Origin of the sequence: Pyruvatibacter mobilis (assembly GCF_012848855.1) — a bacterium.
Lineage (GTDB): Bacteria > Pseudomonadota > Alphaproteobacteria > CGMCC-115125 > CGMCC-115125 > Pyruvatibacter > Pyruvatibacter mobilis.
In genome coordinates, this window is sequence record NZ_CP051630.1 from 1,410,017 (window position 1) to 1,425,504 (window position 15,488).

General features: G+C 65.5%; 11 protein-coding genes. 6 read left to right on the forward strand and 5 right to left on the reverse strand.

Going from position 1 to position 15,488, the window contains the following annotated elements; genetic code table 11:
• Positions 1-5: 5 nt before the first annotated feature.
• Both HG718_RS06735 and HG718_RS06740 read right to left on the reverse strand, forming a co-directional pair.
• Positions 6-2,369 (reverse strand): DUF3604 domain-containing protein, encoded by a 2,364-nt coding sequence (locus HG718_RS06735; protein ID WP_160587891.1) that lies wholly within the window; start codon positions 2,367-2,369, stop codon positions 6-8.
• Positions 2,370-2,434: 65 nt separating this feature from the next.
• Positions 2,435-3,427: a nickel/cobalt transporter gene (locus HG718_RS06740; protein ID WP_160587893.1), complete on the reverse strand. Its 993-nt coding sequence runs from the start codon at positions 3,425-3,427 to the stop codon at positions 2,435-2,437.
• Here HG718_RS06740 and HG718_RS06745 point away from each other — a divergent pair.
• Positions 3,417-4,097, forward strand: coding sequence for a TetR/AcrR family transcriptional regulator (locus HG718_RS06745; RefSeq protein WP_160587895.1), 681 nt, complete (start codon positions 3,417-3,419; stop codon positions 4,095-4,097). The two genes, HG718_RS06740 and HG718_RS06745, sit on opposite strands and share 11 nt — an antisense overlap.
• Before the next feature lie 198 nt (positions 4,098-4,295).
• Positions 4,296-4,964, forward strand: coding sequence for a glutathione S-transferase family protein (locus tag HG718_RS06750; RefSeq protein ID WP_160587897.1), 669 nt, complete (start codon positions 4,296-4,298; stop codon positions 4,962-4,964).
• A gap of 31 nt (positions 4,965-4,995) precedes the next feature.
• On the opposite strand, the gene HG718_RS06755 is transcribed toward HG718_RS06750, so the two are convergent.
• The 3 genes from HG718_RS06755 to HG718_RS06765 form a co-directional block, all read right to left on the reverse strand.
• Complete coding sequence (locus HG718_RS06755; RefSeq protein WP_160587899.1) at positions 4,996-7,029, reverse strand: aldo/keto reductase; 2,034 nt, start codon at positions 7,027-7,029, stop codon at positions 4,996-4,998.
• A 68-nt stretch (positions 7,030-7,097) separates the two neighbouring features.
• A complete protein-coding gene (locus tag HG718_RS06760) occupies positions 7,098-7,970 on the reverse strand; it encodes an esterase/lipase family protein (RefSeq protein ID WP_160587901.1) in 873 nt (290 codons plus the stop codon).
• Between the two features lie 246 nt (positions 7,971-8,216).
• On the reverse strand, positions 8,217-8,969 hold the full coding sequence (locus HG718_RS06765; protein ID WP_170080189.1) for an SPOR domain-containing protein: 753 nt from the start codon (positions 8,967-8,969) through the stop codon (positions 8,217-8,219).
• Positions 8,970-9,604: 635 nt separating this feature from the next.
• On the opposite strand from HG718_RS06765, the gene HG718_RS06770 reads away from it, so the two are divergent.
• The 4 genes from HG718_RS06770 to glmS all read left to right on the forward strand — a co-directional run bounded on the left by HG718_RS06770 (position 9,605) and on the right by glmS (position 15,318).
• Positions 9,605-9,934: a hypothetical protein gene (locus tag HG718_RS06770; RefSeq protein WP_160587905.1), complete on the forward strand. Its 330-nt coding sequence runs from the start codon at positions 9,605-9,607 to the stop codon at positions 9,932-9,934.
• A gap of 167 nt (positions 9,935-10,101) precedes the next feature.
• Positions 10,102-12,003, forward strand: a complete 1,902-nt coding sequence (locus HG718_RS06775; protein ID WP_160587907.1) for a polysaccharide biosynthesis protein — start codon at positions 10,102-10,104, stop codon at positions 12,001-12,003.
• A 123-nt stretch (positions 12,004-12,126) separates the two neighbouring features.
• Positions 12,127-13,488 (forward strand): bifunctional UDP-N-acetylglucosamine diphosphorylase/glucosamine-1-phosphate N-acetyltransferase GlmU, encoded by a 1,362-nt coding sequence (glmU, locus tag HG718_RS06780; RefSeq protein WP_160587909.1) that lies wholly within the window; start codon positions 12,127-12,129, stop codon positions 13,486-13,488.
• A 3-nt stretch (positions 13,489-13,491) separates the two neighbouring features.
• On the forward strand, positions 13,492-15,318 hold the full coding sequence (gene glmS / locus HG718_RS06785) for a glutamine--fructose-6-phosphate transaminase (isomerizing) (RefSeq protein WP_027841852.1): 1,827 nt from the start codon (positions 13,492-13,494) through the stop codon (positions 15,316-15,318).
• Positions 15,319-15,488 lie beyond the last annotated feature (170 nt).

Consider the following 15,488-nt stretch of genomic DNA (forward strand, 5'->3'; position numbering starts at 1 on the left):
TCCGATCAGCCGCGATGGGTGAGATAGATCGGCGATGACCAGGCACGGTGACCCACATCGGCCGTGCAGGCATCATCCGCGTCGGTGCGGTAATCGGCGTAGCACGGGTTCACCTTGATGCAATTGCCGTCCGCGTCGAACTCACAGCGGAGATTGGCCCCATTGATGGCCGGGGTCTTCTCCTGCACCGCGCGGGCATAATAGAGCGTGTCACGGCCCAGGGTTTCATATTCCGGGTCGGTGAAGGTGAAGGTACAGCCCGCTTCGTCAGGCTCGCACTGATGGGTGATGAAGGCGTCGTCGATAAGCTCGGCGACATCTTCGGTTCCATCGATCTGCGGCCGGATACGGATGATCTCGATACGGTCGATCACATGCCGGGTGTCAGTGGGGTTGTAGCATTCACCCCGGCAGAGACTGTCGAACCGGTCCTGCGGCATGGAGGCTTCGGCGCTGTCCGGACAGCCGGGCTTCTGCTTGAACGCCCCCACGGCCTTGACGCGGAAAGTGGGGCTCTTGCTCCGCTCCACGGTCGCGCCCATTGACGCGACGACGACGGGCTCGGCATCAGACAGCATCGGTGCGGCTGTGTCCTCCGCGGCAGCGTCCGTCTCTTCCGCACCGGCAGTCTCAGCATCAACCGTTTCGGCTTCGGCGTCCTCAGTCACTTCCGGCGCGGGGACTTCCACGGGGTCGATCATGTCGAACCACAGGAGGATGCGGGGCCCGGACGTGCCGTAGGTCTCCTTGCGCTTGAAGGCATCGAAGATGGCATCGCGGTCGCGGCCTTCGGAATGCACGGCAGCAAGGCCGCCTGCGGTCCAGAACGAGCCCTGGCGCTCGAACTCGGTGAGCTGGAAGCCCGGCACATCCGCAATGTCCTCACGGGTCAGCGGCTTGGAGTAGGGCAGCGCCTCCTGCTTCTTCAGGTTCTGGCGGTCCGCCCAGACCTTGCTGCGGGGGCCGCGCGCGTCCGACTGATACTCCCGGTCCACCGCCTTGTAGCCGGTGCCGGGACGGGCGCGGTGGGTGTCACTCGAGGCGATGAAGCCCCAGTTGAAGCGCTTGGGATTATCCGGGTCATCCAGATTGCTGACCGCCAGGCCGTATTGCACCGAGGTGCCGGGCCGGTGATTGAAGGGCGGCAGGAAGCAGTCGCGGCACTGGCCTGCGTCCAGATATTCGGACGGGTCCTCGCCGGTGATCGTCAGATGGCCGGCAATCGAGAGCTGCGCGAAATTATGGCGGGCTTCCTCGGCGCGGGTGGTGCAGGTGGTCTCATCCTCGCCTGCTTCCTCGCAGCGGGCGCGGATGATTTCACCGGCGCGCCAGCAGGTCGGCAGGTAGTTGTAGCTCGGGGCGGGGCAGGTGATGTTGCCTTCGCCGTCGAGGGTGGCTGAGCGCCAGGGGCGGTATTCCTCGGAATTGCCGTGGCCGGACATGACCTCGATCAGCTCCTGGTTTTCCGGTCGCATGCGCGCGGTCAGCTGCTTGTCGAGGGTGGTGCCCGTCGGGGTGTAGAAGCCCCAGGACGTGCCGTGCGGGATGATGACGGGATCAAGCGCCAGCTCATCGAACAGCTTGCGGGCAAGGTCCTCCGGCGTGTCGGCGGCTTCATAGCACTGAGTGTCGAGCTCGTTGGAGGGCACGCCGGCCGGGCATTCCGGCACCGCCCGCACTTCCCGCATGAACTGGCGGAAGTTGAGATAGGGCTGGCGGTTTTCCCAATCGACCAGCGCTGTGGCGACGGGCAGGTTGCCGACGGAATTGCGCAAGGCATCGGTAGCGACGCCGCCGGCGGCGATGGCGCGCGGCGATACTTCGTCGTCATTCAGTCCACGGAAGATCACGTTCTTGTGGCCGTAATGCTCGGCCGGCGTCTGGCCGACCTGGGTCCACTCAAAGCCGATGAAGGACACCATGTCAGGATTGGCCGGATCACCGGACACCGCGTTGCACTGGCGGATCGTTTCCTTGGCTTCCTTCCAGCGGCGCGGGGTCGAGGCCTCGGCATGGTCGGTGATCGACCAGAAATCGAGGGCCGAGCAGTGACGGGCGAAATCACAGGCATCCGCCACCGGGTGCGCACCGGGGCCGGAATTCATCGGCAGGGCCCAGAGAAAGGCATCGGTGGAGAAGGTGGTGTGGACGTGGAGATCGCCAAACAGGATCTGCTTGGGTTCCGTCACATCCACCGCAGCGGCGGCGTCGGCCTGCGCGTCCTGGCGCGCCTGGACCACGTCAGCCGGGCGGACGGTGGCCTGCGGCTCACCCGCATGCATGACGTCGCCTGCGACATTGGCGAGGTAGTAATAGCCGCCGCTGATCGCCACCACGAGGATGGCGAATGCAATAAGTACATAACGCATCAGATTGTCCCCCAATGCCTTCTTCTGTATGCGCCCCATGTTGAGCAGGGGCGTTTGAAACCGTGTCAGGCAGCGGCCGTGCCGTAGAACAGGGCCGCGCCCACGAGCATGACCAGCATGCCGCCGGCTGCGCTGAAGCCCGACAGCGCCGTGCTGGAGCCGGGCGCGATCGAGCCGCGCGTCCAGATAGTGAAGAGGCCGACACCCGCCAGCGTGACGCCCATGCCCAGCGAGATGGCGGCAACCGCCAGCAGGCCGAGCAGCCATGCACCGCTTGCAAGCGCGAACAGCACCGCGATCAGCGCGCCGGTGCAGGGCACGGCCCCCACCGCCAGCGACAGCAGGCCCCGTTCGCGTGCAGAGCTTACAGCCGTGTGGGTATGGGCGTGGTCATGATCATGTTCGTGATCGTGGCCGCAACCGCACCCGGCCTGGGCGATGCCGCCGGGCCAGGGCAGGGCAATGCCGCGCGGGGCCAGCCAGAGGGCTGCGGCGCGGTACAGCATCATGGCACCTGCCGCCGCAATGAGCGCGTAGCTGATCAGCTTGACGGTCAGGAAAGCGGGGCCGGACGCATCGATGACACCGCCCAGCAGGATCGCCGCCAGAATGGCAATGAGCGCTGCGGAACCCACATGGAGCACGGCGATCTCACCGGCCATGCGCAAAGCCTCACGCGCCGGGGCCGTGCGGCCTGCAAAATATCCGGCGACCACCAGCTTGCCGTGTCCTGGGCCCAGCGCATGCAGCGCGCCATAGGAGAACCCAAGCCCCAGCGGCAGCAGGGCTGCCTGGGTCATGCGGCCTGACTGGGCAGCGGCTTCCGCCCCGGCCAGTGCCTGCATCATGCCCGAATGCACTTTCTCGACCTGATAGATGATCTCACCCATCAGGGAAAATTCGGTATACATACCTGCGCAGGTTGTGCACGCGGCAGCGCCTTCCGGCCAAAGCAGGACGGTGGCGGCGGCAAGCGCAACCAGCACGGGCATGGCAGCATGGAGCGAACAGGTCTTCATGGCGTCACTATGCCCGTTGAGATTTGTAATGTCTTCCATTATTTTCATGGCGATGCAGCAAAAAACATCGGCAGCGGCCGCCGCCAAGGCCAGCAAAGCAACCACGAAGATCCGGCTCATCCGCGCCGCCGAGCGGCTGTTTGCGGAAAACGGCCTGGGGGCCGTGTCCGTGCGCGACATCACGCGGGCCGCCGGTGCCAAGAATGAATCGGCGCTGCATTATCATTTTGGCAGCAAGGAAGCCCTGATCCGCGCGGTCTTCGCTGACCGGATCAAAGACATCGATTCCAAGCGCCTGGCGCTGATGGAAGAGATGGATGCAGCCGGCGAGGGCAAAGACATGGTGCGGGTGATGGAGACGACCATCGCCCCCATGCTGGAGACCTGCATGGAAGAGGGCGGGCGGCTATACGCCATGTTCCTCATGCAGATCGCCGCCGACCCGCGCTTCGAGGTGGACCGGCTGATGGAAGACCTGGCACCGGACGGGGTGCAGGCCTCCAGCCGCCGGATGCTGAACCTGCTGGAAGACGTGCCGCGCGACAGCGTGCGGATGCGGATGCGCCTGCTGCCGTCCTTCATCATCGCCGCCATGGCGGATTTTGCCCGCGAAGTGGAGGCGGGGACCGCGCCGGATCTCGACTGGGCCATCGCCGAGGCAGGCCGCAGCCTTGCCGCCTATCTGACCGGGCCGACACCGAAAGGCTGACCGCACAGCCTTAGTGGTGCCTGATTGCCTGCATGTGCTGCAGGGTCACGCTCGCCCTACCTGCATATCTGCAGGATGGTCACGAAGTTATTCATTGAAAGCCCCGGCCGGGTCACGCATCACTGCTGCGGTTTCACCGCATGCGCGGGTCCTGGCGGGCCTGACGGACATGCGGATCAACAGCAAGGGAGGCCGGGCATGGCTTTGATCATCTATGGCATGGGGCCGTCACCATTTGTGCGCAAGGTGCGCGTGGTGATGGCGGAAAAGGGCGTCGACTACACGCTCGAGAACGTCAACATTTTCCCGGCGCCGGACTGGTTCATGGAGATCAGCCCGCTCAAGCGCATCCCGGTGCTGCGCGACACGGACAAGCCCGAGCCCAACACCATTCCGGATTCCTCGGCCATCTGCCTTTACCTCGAACAGACGCATCCGGAGCCGCAGCTTTACCCGCAGGACGGGTTCGAGCGCGGCCGGGCTGCCTGGCTCGAGGAATATGCGGACACGGAGATGGCGGGCAATATCGGCCTCGGCGTCTTCCGGCCGATCGCCCTGTCGGCGCTGATGGGCAAGGAACAGGACACCGAAACCGCCAACAAGACGATGACGGAGAAGATGCCGCGCATCTTCGACTATCTGTCCGACGTGCTGGGCGACAGGGACTACATGGTGGGCTCGGCCTTCTCCATCGCCGACATCGCGGTGGCGACGCAGTTCGTCAATCTGCAGCATGCGGGCTTCAAGGTGGATGCCGCCAAGTGGCCGGCGCTGGCCGACTATGTGGCGCGCATACACGCGCGGCCGTCCTTCACCGCCCTGATCGACGAAGAAGCCGCCCTGTTCGCCAAGACCCGCGCCGCCTGAGGCACGGGCCTCAATCCGTCAGTGGTGGGTTTCAGTCTCTCAGGTCGAGCCAGGCGATTTCCTGATCGCTGAGCTCGACCTGGAAGACATCCAGCGACGTGCGCAATTCCGCCAGCGTGCGCGGGCCGACTAGGGCGAAGGTCGGCATCTTCTGGCCCAGCACATAAGCCAGCGCGATGGTCATTGGGTGCACGCCCTTGCGGTCCGACAGCTCATAGGCCCTGCGGCGGCGCTCGAAATTGTCGTCGCTGTAAAAGGCGTTCATCAGGTCCGTGTCGGCCTTGATGTCGGGGCCTGCCCGCTCAGTGAAGAAGCCGCGCGCCTGGGACGACCAGGAGAAGAGGGCGGTGCCCGATTCCTCGAGCCATGTCCGGTACGCATCATCCGAACACGACATGACGCCGGGCCAGATGGGGTTGTTCATCCGCGCCAGCGAGAAATTGTTGGAGAGCACGGTAAAGCCCTGCTTGCCATTGGCCGCGGCATAGGCATTGGCTTCCTGCATCCGCGCCATCGACCAGTTGGAGCCGCCGAAGACGCTGAGCTTGCCTTCGTCCTTCAGCTCGTTGAGCAGGTCCACCCATTCGGCGATGGGCACCTGCGGGTCATCCCGGTGGAGGAAATAGATATCCGCCCGGTCGGTGCGCAGGCGGTCGAGGCTTTCCTCCAGCTGCGGGCGCACGGCGTCAGGCCGGCAGTCCGGCGTGTGCGCGCCCTTGCAGATCAGCACCACGTCATCGCGGATGCCGCGATCCTCGATCCAGCGGCCCAGGAGCTTTTCCATGATGCCGCCGCCATAAAGATGCGCCGTATCGAAGCAATTGCCGCCCTGCATGACGAAATCATCGAACTGCACCGCGGCATGGGGCATGGTCGTCTGGTTGTCACAGCCCATCACGAGGGCCGAGACGGGACGGGCAACTCCTTCAATGGCGCGCATCTGCATGGGTGCGCCGGGACGCTGGGCCAAAGCGCGGCGGGAGACGGTGGGCCAGCCCTGGTGGCGGCTTTCCGCCTGATAGGCGAAGCCCGCGTCAGCGCGCCAGGCGTCCAGCGCCTGCATGTTGCCGAGCGTGTCGGCCATGGGCACCAGCGGGCTTTCGGTCAGGCCGCGGGCGACACAGTCGGCCACGTGGTCGGCCTCGATCTCGTAGAGCCATTTGTCCTGCGCCACGTCTATGGTCTGCGTGTCCTTGCCGAAGCGGCGGAGTTCGATTGCGGAGCTGCCGCCTTCGACACCGGCGGCGTGCCACGGGCCCGCCAGATGCAGGGAGCCCGTCTCGCCGAAGATGTTGACCGTGTTGGGCAGCCAGGCGGAGACGGCGGTGGAGACCTGGGCGATCACGTCATTGTCGAAATGCAGGAGGGCTGCGGCCCATTCATCAACCCCGGTGCGGCCGAGGCGGGCCTTGCCCTGCACCGATACGGGATCAAGGAAGCCGCGGCCGTCATTCGCACCCGCCACCAGCCGCGCCATGGAAACAGGGTAGAGGCCCACATCCATGATGCCGCCGCCGCCAAGCGCGTTGGAGAACAGGCGGCTCTCCGCGTTGAAGGGCGCGTGGAAGCCGAAGCTGGCTTCGATCATCCGTACACTGCCTATCTCACCGACTTCGATCAGTTCGACGAGCTTGCGGGTCTGCGGCGCCAGCCGGTACATGAAGGCTTCCATGAAGAAGACCTTCGCCGCGCGGGCGGCTTCCGCCATGGCCATCGTGTCGGCGTGGTTGAGGGCGGCGGGCTTTTCGACCAGCACGTGCTTGCCGGCTTCCGCCGCGCGGACGGCCCATTGGGCGTGGCTTGTATGTGGCGTGGCGATATAGACCGCCTCCACCGCCGGGTCCGCGAGGAGGGCGTCATAGTCGCCGGATGCTTTTGTGTCTGAGGTGCCAGAGGCAACTGCTGCCACCTCGTCGGCCTGCAATTTGGCGATGAAGGCCGCGGCGCTCTCGGGCGTCCGGCTGCCGATCCGGGCCAGAGTGCCGCTGTCGCTCTTTGCGACGGCCCGCGCGAAAGCATGGGCGATCGCGCCCGTACCAAGGATGCCCCAGGAAAGTCCGGACATGCGCCCTCACTTCATGTGCTGAAAGGGATGACTGAACGGGATATGCGGAACGGGGAAACCCGGGCGGCTCAGGATGCCTGCTGGTTGAGGGCTGCGGGCTCCGGGAAGAACAGCTTGGGCAGGCCCTTGAACGGGGCGGGCACATAATTCCGCGCGTTGAAGGGGACCCAGGTCTCGGGATCTTCCAGCAGGCGGTCGGCGATGGCGAGCAGAACCAGCGGGTTCACGCCCATGCCGATATGCGAGCAGATGATTTCGATATTCTCGCGTGGGGATTCGCCGTCAATGCCCAGATACTCGTCCGGGATGGCGGCGGTTTCCTGATGGACCACGCCGTCGAAGGGGCTGAAGATCGCCACCAGGGGCACACCGGGCGGCGGCTGGTGGATCGCCAGTTCCTCAAGCTCAACCTCGTTGAGCAGTTCCTCCACCGGGCGGCCGGTGAAGAAGCGCACGGCCAGGCCGACGCCGCTGTTGAGCAGGTCATGGTCACCGGGCTTCACATGGGCCGGGCTGCCAAGGGTGATCACCCGGTCGATGTCCTCGGGGAACATGCGGGCAAGTTCACGTGCATAGACACCGCCCAGGCTCTGGCCGATGAGGGAGACGGCCTTGCCGTTTTCATCCGCCATCATCTTGATGCGGTCGCCCAAGAGGCGGCCGAGGGTGGCAATATATTCCATGCTCTCGGGGCCGCGATTGATGCCCAGCCCCCAGCTCTCGGCAACGAAGCCGCGCTTGTTGAGAAAGCGGTTCAAGGGGCGCAAAGACACTTCAGGACCGGAAAAGCCGGGGAGGGTGAGCACAGGCGTGCGCCCATCTCCCTTGGGGGCCATCTGATCGAGAATGGGATCGGTCATCAGCTTGGCGGCAAATTCACCCCCCGCCCAGAGGGCGTCGCCCTGAAGGCGGAGCAGATCGACGGTGTGCTTTATCGGCATGCGCGCTGCCATCCCGGGGACGGCTCCCAATCAGTTCAGAATTCCACACAAGTGTGACGCCTTTTACATGGGCACGCCATGCATTTTTAAGGCACCATTAATGCTCACGGAATGCGCACATATGCGTGTGCCCATTTTGCGGGCAGGGGTATGTAGTGGATATGGCGTTGTGCGCCCGGCGCTTCAATGCGCGGTCTAACCAATTGGTTTACAACATGTTTTTCGGATGTCCCGCGCGCAATCAGGCTAGAAGGCATCGCCGGTGAAGCCCATGGGCTTGCAGTAGACGCCCTTGCTGGAGAGCGTGCGGCACAGGCCGTCGGCCGCCGTGTGGGAGGTCACCGGACCGGCGATGAGGCGCTGGAAGACGCCGTTTGAACCGGTGTTGATTCGCTGGATTCGGACGTTGAGGCCGGTCAGTTCAGCAGGGTGCTTGGCCTTCAGTTCCGCCCAGCCTTCCTTGAGCCGGTCGAGGCTGCGATAGGACGCGAGGTGAAGTCCCATTTCTCCGGGTACGGAGCTTGTGGTGACGGGCTGCGCCTTGGTGCTGCGCGCCGGGGCCGGAGCGGGCGTTTTCCTCGGTGCCGGCGCCGGTGCGGGTGTCGCGCGGCCGGTGCCGGCGGGGATCGAGGCAGTGAAGGGGCCGAGCGCGCTTTCAACGGCGGCCACCCGTGATTTCAGGTTTTCCTCGCGCTCGACCAATTGCTCGAAGCTGGGGCGCACGACCGAGTAATCGAGCTTCAGCTGGGCCAGGTCGAACTCGAGGCGCGCCAGCCGCTGCTCTAGGGTTTCCCCCGGCACGGCGGACGGCAGCAGGGCAGGGTCGGCGGGGCCAGTCGTGGTGCCGGGGCCGGCGCTTGAGGTGATGATGGGATCCGTGCCCGAGAGCTCGGTACAGGCGGCGAGGCCGAGGCTGAGCGTTAGGGCGGCGATAAGGGCAGGCACGGAAGTGCGCGCGGTGCGGCCCGCAGCGCTGCGCCTATGCGTCCCTGACTTCACGGCCCCCGATTTCACGGCCATCGCTCCACCCCGATCTCCAGCCCGTCCGTTCAACCGGAACGTCCGGGCCCAAGGGACCGGCTGCCTGCCGGGTGACAAAATGCCCGTAATCCCGGCGAATCAGCGCCTTTATCCCAACCTCGTGGGTACTCTGGCGGGTGGCGCCGGTCAAACCTCTTGGCGCGCCTCGTCGCAAGGTGGTCCTGCCGGCGGTGCCGCCGCGCTCACCCGCAGCCTGGCAGTGCTCGCGCCACATTGCCTAAAGCCTGACCGGTTTGATTAACCATTGGGCAACCATGCGCCTCAAAGCGCGTCACCCGGCACCTGTCTGCCGGAAAATTAACCATGAAATTCCCGTCTGCTTGCGGGATTTCGCAGGCAGGACACAGACTTAGCCCCCGGCGGGCACATGGTCCGGGCGCAACTTCCAAGACCGGCCCGGTTCATGCAAACGCTGTCGCCCGAGACTGTTCTGCACAGGTCCGGGGGTGCGGATCCGTGCCGGAGAACCGCCGCACCGCTCAAGGCGCGCCTGACAAAGGCTGTGCGCCGGGCGGGGCACGCGGGACTTACCGGCACCGGCAGCCACCCGGGCCCGACTTTGGTAACGGCAAACTGGTGAGAAGGATTGCCCCATGTTTGAAGGCCTGCCCCTTGAGGCAATGATCGGCGTCGGCGCCTTTATCCTGTCCATGGTGCTGCTGGCGCTCATCCATGGCGTCAGCAGTGCTGTTGCGACCGCGCGGGAATCGCGGCGCGAGGCAGCGCGGCTGGTGGAAGAGCTCAACGCGCTCGTCGGGGCGGTGGAAAAGGGTGCCGGCCCCCGCGCGCCGGGAACACCGGGTGCCCCCCGGCCGCTGCGCCGCCGCAAGCAGGGCGGACGCCACGCAGGCAATGGCCGCAAGGTCGTGCCGGGGCCCGCGCCCAAGCAGCCTTACGGGCCGCGCAGCCTCGCGAGGGTCTGAGAGCCGTTACGGCGGCTGCCCGGCTGTTCACCGCGATCAGAAACAGGTTTTGCAGGGCGCGCCCGCCTCTGCTACTGCCAAGTTGGAAAACGCTCCGCTGCGCCGCGCCAGGCCCGCGGGGGCAGGGGCGTTGCTGGCTTGGTTCGGGCGCCTAGATGGCATTGCTGATGGACAAGACACTCCGCCGTGCGGTGATCATGCTTCATGACGCCGGCATGGCGCTCGTCTCGTTTCCGATCGCGGTATTCCTGCGGCTGGGCTGGGACGCGCTGGACCACAGCGCCGCCGTGCTCGGCCAGGGCTGGGCGATCTTCAGCATAACTGCGCTTGGGGTGCTGGTGGGCACACGGCTCGACCGGGGGTCGTGGCGCTATGCCTCCGTGGATGACGCGCTGCAGATCGGCCGCGTCTCGCTAATTGCCAATCTCATTTTCCTGCTGGTCCTGTTCCTGCTGTTCCGCGCGGAGCTGTTTCCGCGCTCTGTCGTGGTGATCAACACCTTCGTCTTCGCAGCGCTGCTGGCCGCCCCGCGCCTGTTCTACCGGGCCTACCGGGACGGGCGGATGGCCAACATCCTGGAGCGCGGCACCCAGTGGCGGGTGCCGGTGATCCTGCTGGGGGCAGGGGACGAAGCGGAGGCCTTCCAGCGGCAGATGCGCCGCGACAGCGGTGCAAATTACCGGGTGATCGGGATCGTTGATGATGACCCCGCCCGCATCGGCACAACCATTCGCGGGGTACGGGTGCACGGGCCGGTGCGTGACCTGGGCAAGATCGTCGCCAAGCTGGCCAAGCGCGGGGCGATGCCGGAGCGGCTGGTGATCACCGGCGATTATGCGGGTGACGTCACGCGCTCCGAATTGCTGGCGATGGCGGTGGATCACGGCCTGCGCCTTGACCGCATCCCCCAGCAAAGCGTTCTGCACAAGGATGAAGGCACCCATTTCCAGGTTCAGCCGGTGGACGTGGCGGATCTTCTGAGCCGGCCGCAGGCAAAGCTCGACCGCGACGCGATGCGCAACCTGCTGGAAGGCAAGCGGGTGGCGATTACCGGGGCGGGGGGCTCCATCGGCTCGGAACTGGCACGGCAGGTGGCAGGCTTCGCGCCGGCGTCCATCGCGCTGCTGGAGCAGTCCGAATACAACCTTTATGAGATCGACCGGACGCTGGACGAGGATTTCGCCGGTGTTCCGCACACAGCGCATCTGTGCAATGTGCGCAATGGCGACCAGGTGGACCGCATCCTGGGTGCGGAGAAGCCGGACGTGGTGTTCCACGCCGCGGCGCTCAAGCATGTGCCGCTGCTGGAGCCGCAGCCCTCACAGGCGGTGCTGACCAATGTGCTGGGCAGCCGCAACGTGGCCGATGCCTGCGTACGCCACGGCGTCGGCGTGATGGTGATGATTTCCACTGACAAGGCGTCCGACCCGATCAGCGTCATGGGCGCGTCCAAGCGGGTGGCAGAGGCCTATGCGCAGGCGCTGGACATCGACCAGCGCGGAAAGGCCGACGGCACGCGCTTCGTCACCGTGCGGTTCGGCAATGTGCTGGGGTCAGCCGGCTCCGTGGTGCCGCTGTTCCAGAAGCAGATCGCCAAGGGCGGGCCGCTGACGGTGACCGACCCTGAGATGGTGCGCTACTTCATGACCATCGAGGAAGCGGTGCAGCTCGTGCTGTTCGCCAGCGCGCGCGAGACGAGCCTTGATCAGAGCGTGGGCGCCATCGTGGTGCTCGACATGGGTGAGCCGGTCCGCATCATCGACATGGCGCGGCAGATGATCCGCCTCGCCGGCCTCGAGCCGGACGTGGATATCGAGATCAAGATCACCGGCGCGCGGCCCGGCGAGCGGCTGTCCGAGCCGCTGTTCGACAAGCGCGAGGAACACATGCCGTCGGGGCACCCGGCGCTGCTGCTGGCGCAGCCCGACGCGGGGCCGCTGGCGCAGGTGGCCGATGCTATTGACCGGATGGTGGTGCTGGCCCGCAAGGGGGATGAACAGGCGGCCCGTGCGGCACTCGAAAGCCAGACCGGCACGCGGCTGGGAGCCGAGGCCCATGCGGCCCAGTAGGCGCGGCGGACCGCTGATCGCGTAAAGCTCCGTCATCATACGTTATTTAAGATTGTAACGGCCCTGGCTTATTGAGAGCGGGGTCCACGACACAAAGACCTGCCTGCCCGGAGAGCCTCACCGATGACCGCCACTGCCGCTTCCGCCAAACCGCTTGCCGTTGTCATTCTGGCGGCGGGCAAGGGCACGAGGATGCGTTCCGACACGCCGAAGGTGCTGCACGAGATCGCAGGGCTGCCCATTGTCGGCCACGCGGCCAAGGCGCCCGCAGCGCTCGACCCGCAGAAGCTGGTGATCGTCGTGGGGCCCGGCATGGAAGCCATCGCCGACAGCGTGCCGGGTGCCGTGGCCGCCGTGCAGCATGACCGGCTGGGGACGGCGCATGCGGTGCTGGCCGCCAAGGACGCACTTAGCGGCTTCGACGGTGATCTGATGATCCTCAACGGCGATGTGCCGCTGATCCGCCCTGAGACGCTGGCGGCGCTGCGCACGTCGCTTTCCGGCGGGGCGGCCGTGGCCGTTCTCGGCTTCCATTGCCATGACGACCATGCCTATGGGCGGCTGATCCTGGACGCGGACGGACAGCTTGACCGGATCGTCGAGGACAAGGACGCTACCCCCGAAGAGAAGACGTCGACCCTCTGCAACTCCAACGCCATCGTGCTGGCGGGGGCCCATGCGTGGGACATTCTCGAAGCCATCGATAATGACAACGCGCAGGGCGAGTACTACCTGCCGGACGTCGTAAAGGTGGCGCGGGCGCGCGGGCTTGGCTGCACCCATTCCGAAGCGCCGGAGGACGAGGTGCATGGCATCAATTCCCGGGTGGAGCTGGCGCGGGCCGAAGGCCTGCTGCAGGCGCGCCTGCGGCGTGCGGCGATGGAGAACGGCGCGACACTGATCGCGCCGGAGACCGTTCATTTCAGCCATGACACGGTGCTGGGCCGCGACGTGATCGTGGAGCCGAACGTGGTGTTCGGCCCCGGCGTCACAGTGGGCGACCATGTCACCATCAAGGGGTTCTCGCATCTTGAGGGCACGCAGGTGCGCGACGGTGCGGTGCTGGGCCCCTATGCACGGCTTCGTCCGGGTACGGAGATTGGCGTCAAGGCCAAGATCGGCAATTTCGTCGAGACCAAGAAAGCCAAGATCGAGGACGGCGCCAAGGTCAACCATCTCTCCTATATCGGCGACGCGCGGGTGGGGACGGGCGCCAATGTGGGCGCGGGCACCATCACCTGCAATTACGACGGCTATGACAAACACTTCACCGATATCGGCGCGGGAGCCTTCATCGGCTCCAACACGTCGCTGGTGGCCCCTGTGACCATCGGCGACGGCGGCTATACGGGCTCAGGCAGCGTGATCACCAAGGATGTGACGGGCGACGCGCTGGCGGTGGAGCGTTCCGTGCAGAAGGAGGTGCCCGGCTGGGCGGCCCGCTTCCGTGCGCGGAAGGAAGAAGCAAAGAAGAAAGGTGCCTGAGGCATGTGCGGCATTGTCGGTGTAATCGGTAAGAGTGACGCAGCGCCGGTGATCCTCGAGTCGCTGCGGCGGCTTGAATATCGCGGCTATGACAGCGCGGGCATCGCAACGCTGGTGGACGGCACCATCGACCGGCGGCGGGCCACCGGCAAGCTGCAGTCGCTGGCCGGCGAGCTGGACACGGCGCCGCTGCCGGGCTCGCTCGGCATCGGTCACACCCGCTGGGCGACCCATGGGGCCGCGACCACGGACAATGCGCATCCGCACGCCACCGAGCGGGTGGCGGTGGTTCACAACGGCATCATCGAAAACTTCAAGGTGCTGCGCGAGGAGCTTGAAGGGAAGGGCACGCGCTTTTCCTCCGAGACCGACACCGAAGTGATCGCCCATCTGATCACCGGCTATCTCGACATGGGCAAGAGCCCGAAGGACGCGGTGGCGGCGACGCTGGGGCGGCTTGAGGGTGCGTTTGCGCTGGCGATCATCTTCAAGGGTGAAGACGACCTGATGATCGGCGCGCGCGAAGGCAGCCCGCTGGCGGTCGGCTATGGCGACGGGGAAATGTATCTGGGGTCCGACGCTTTCGCGCTGGCCCCGATGACCAACCGGGTGGCCTATCTGGATGACGGCGACTGGGTGGTGATCAGCCGCACCAGCGTGCAGATCTTCGATGCCAAGGGCACGCCGGTGGAACGGACGGTGCAGGTGGTGCCGGTATCCGCCGCCCTGGTGGACAAGGGCAATCACCGTCACTTCATGGCGAAGGAAATCCATGAGCAGCCGGAAGTGGTCGGCCATGTGCTGGGCCATTACGTGGACCCGGCAAAACAGCTGCTGAAGCTGCCGGAAATGCCGTTCGACCTGGCGGCCATTCCCCGCATAACCATCGTGGCTTGTGGCACCGCTTATTATGCCGGCGTTGTTGCCAAGTACTGGTTCGAGCAGGTGGCGCGGGTGCCGGTGGACGTGGATGTGGCCTCCGAATTCCGCTACCGCGAATGCGCGATGACGCCGGGCGGGCTGGCGCTGTTCATCAGCCAGTCGGGCGAGACGGCGGACACGCTGGCGGCGCTGCGCTATTGCCGCAGCCAGGACCAGCACATCGCCAGCATCGTCAATGTGACCGAGAGCACGATCGCGCGCGAGTCCGACCACATCTTCCCGACACTGGCCGGACCTGAAATCGGCGTTGCCTCAACCAAGGCCTTTGTCTGCCAGCTGATGGTTCTGGCCGTGCTGGCAATTGCGACGGCACGGGCGCGCGGGGCCATCGACGCGGATGAAGAGCAGCGGCTGGCCGCCGAGCTGACGGCGATGCCGCGCCATCTGTCCGACGCGCTGCATCTGGGCCCGCTGATCGAGAAGCTGGCGCAGGATGAACTGACCGATGCGACGGATGTGCTTTATCTGGGCCGCGGGGCCAGTTTCCCGCTGGCACTGGAGGGCGCGCTGAAGCTCAAGGAAATTTCCTATATCCACGCCGAAGGCTATCCGGCGGGCGAACTGAAGCACGGGCCGATCGCGCTGATTGACGACACGTTGCCGGTAATCGTCATCGCGCCGTGGGACAGGCTGTTCGAGAAGACCGTCTCCAACATGCAGGAAGTGATGGCGCGGGGAGGGCGGATCATCCTGCTGTCTGACCGCAAGGGCATCAGCATTGCAGGCGATGAAGCCACTGCGGTGGTGGAATTGCCGGATGTGGACCCGTTCACGGCGCCCATTCTCTATGCGGTGCCGCTTCAGCTGGTGGCTTACTTCACCGCCGTCCACAAGGGCACGGATGTGGATCAGCCGCGCAACCTGGCCAAATCAGTCACCGTAGAATAGCTGCGTAATAGATTGGATTTTATGCAGTTTTTATCGCGACTGCGCGATAAAGACCGGACAAATCCGTCGTCAATTTTCCGAAAAGCCATCCGCGCCTGCGCACCGGGGCGCAAGCCCTTGTGTGGTCCAGTGCCGCCATGCAGCGGGGCTTGCCCGCGGGCGGCGGCATG

Coding starts and splice junctions, on each gene's coding strand:
- HG718_RS06735 (WP_160587891.1), bottom strand. CDS start 2,369: ATGCGTTATGTACTTATTGCATTCGCCATCCTCGTGGTGGCGATCAGC.
- HG718_RS06745 (WP_160587895.1), top strand. CDS start 3,417: ATGTCTTCCATTATTTTCATGGCGATGCAGCAAAAAACATCGGCAGCG.
- HG718_RS06740 (WP_160587893.1), bottom strand. CDS start 3,427: ATGGAAGACATTACAAATCTCAACGGGCATAGTGACGCCATGAAGACC.
- HG718_RS06750 (WP_160587897.1), top strand. CDS start 4,296: ATGGCTTTGATCATCTATGGCATGGGGCCGTCACCATTTGTGCGCAAG.
- HG718_RS06755 (WP_160587899.1), bottom strand. CDS start 7,029: ATGTCCGGACTTTCCTGGGGCATCCTTGGTACGGGCGCGATCGCCCAT.
- HG718_RS06760 (WP_160587901.1), bottom strand. CDS start 7,970: ATGCCGATAAAGCACACCGTCGATCTGCTCCGCCTTCAGGGCGACGCC.
- HG718_RS06770 (WP_160587905.1), top strand. CDS start 9,605: ATGTTTGAAGGCCTGCCCCTTGAGGCAATGATCGGCGTCGGCGCCTTT.
- HG718_RS06775 (WP_160587907.1), top strand. CDS start 10,102: ATGGACAAGACACTCCGCCGTGCGGTGATCATGCTTCATGACGCCGGC.
- glmU (WP_160587909.1), top strand. CDS start 12,127: ATGACCGCCACTGCCGCTTCCGCCAAACCGCTTGCCGTTGTCATTCTG.
- glmS (WP_027841852.1), top strand. CDS start 13,492: ATGTGCGGCATTGTCGGTGTAATCGGTAAGAGTGACGCAGCGCCGGTG.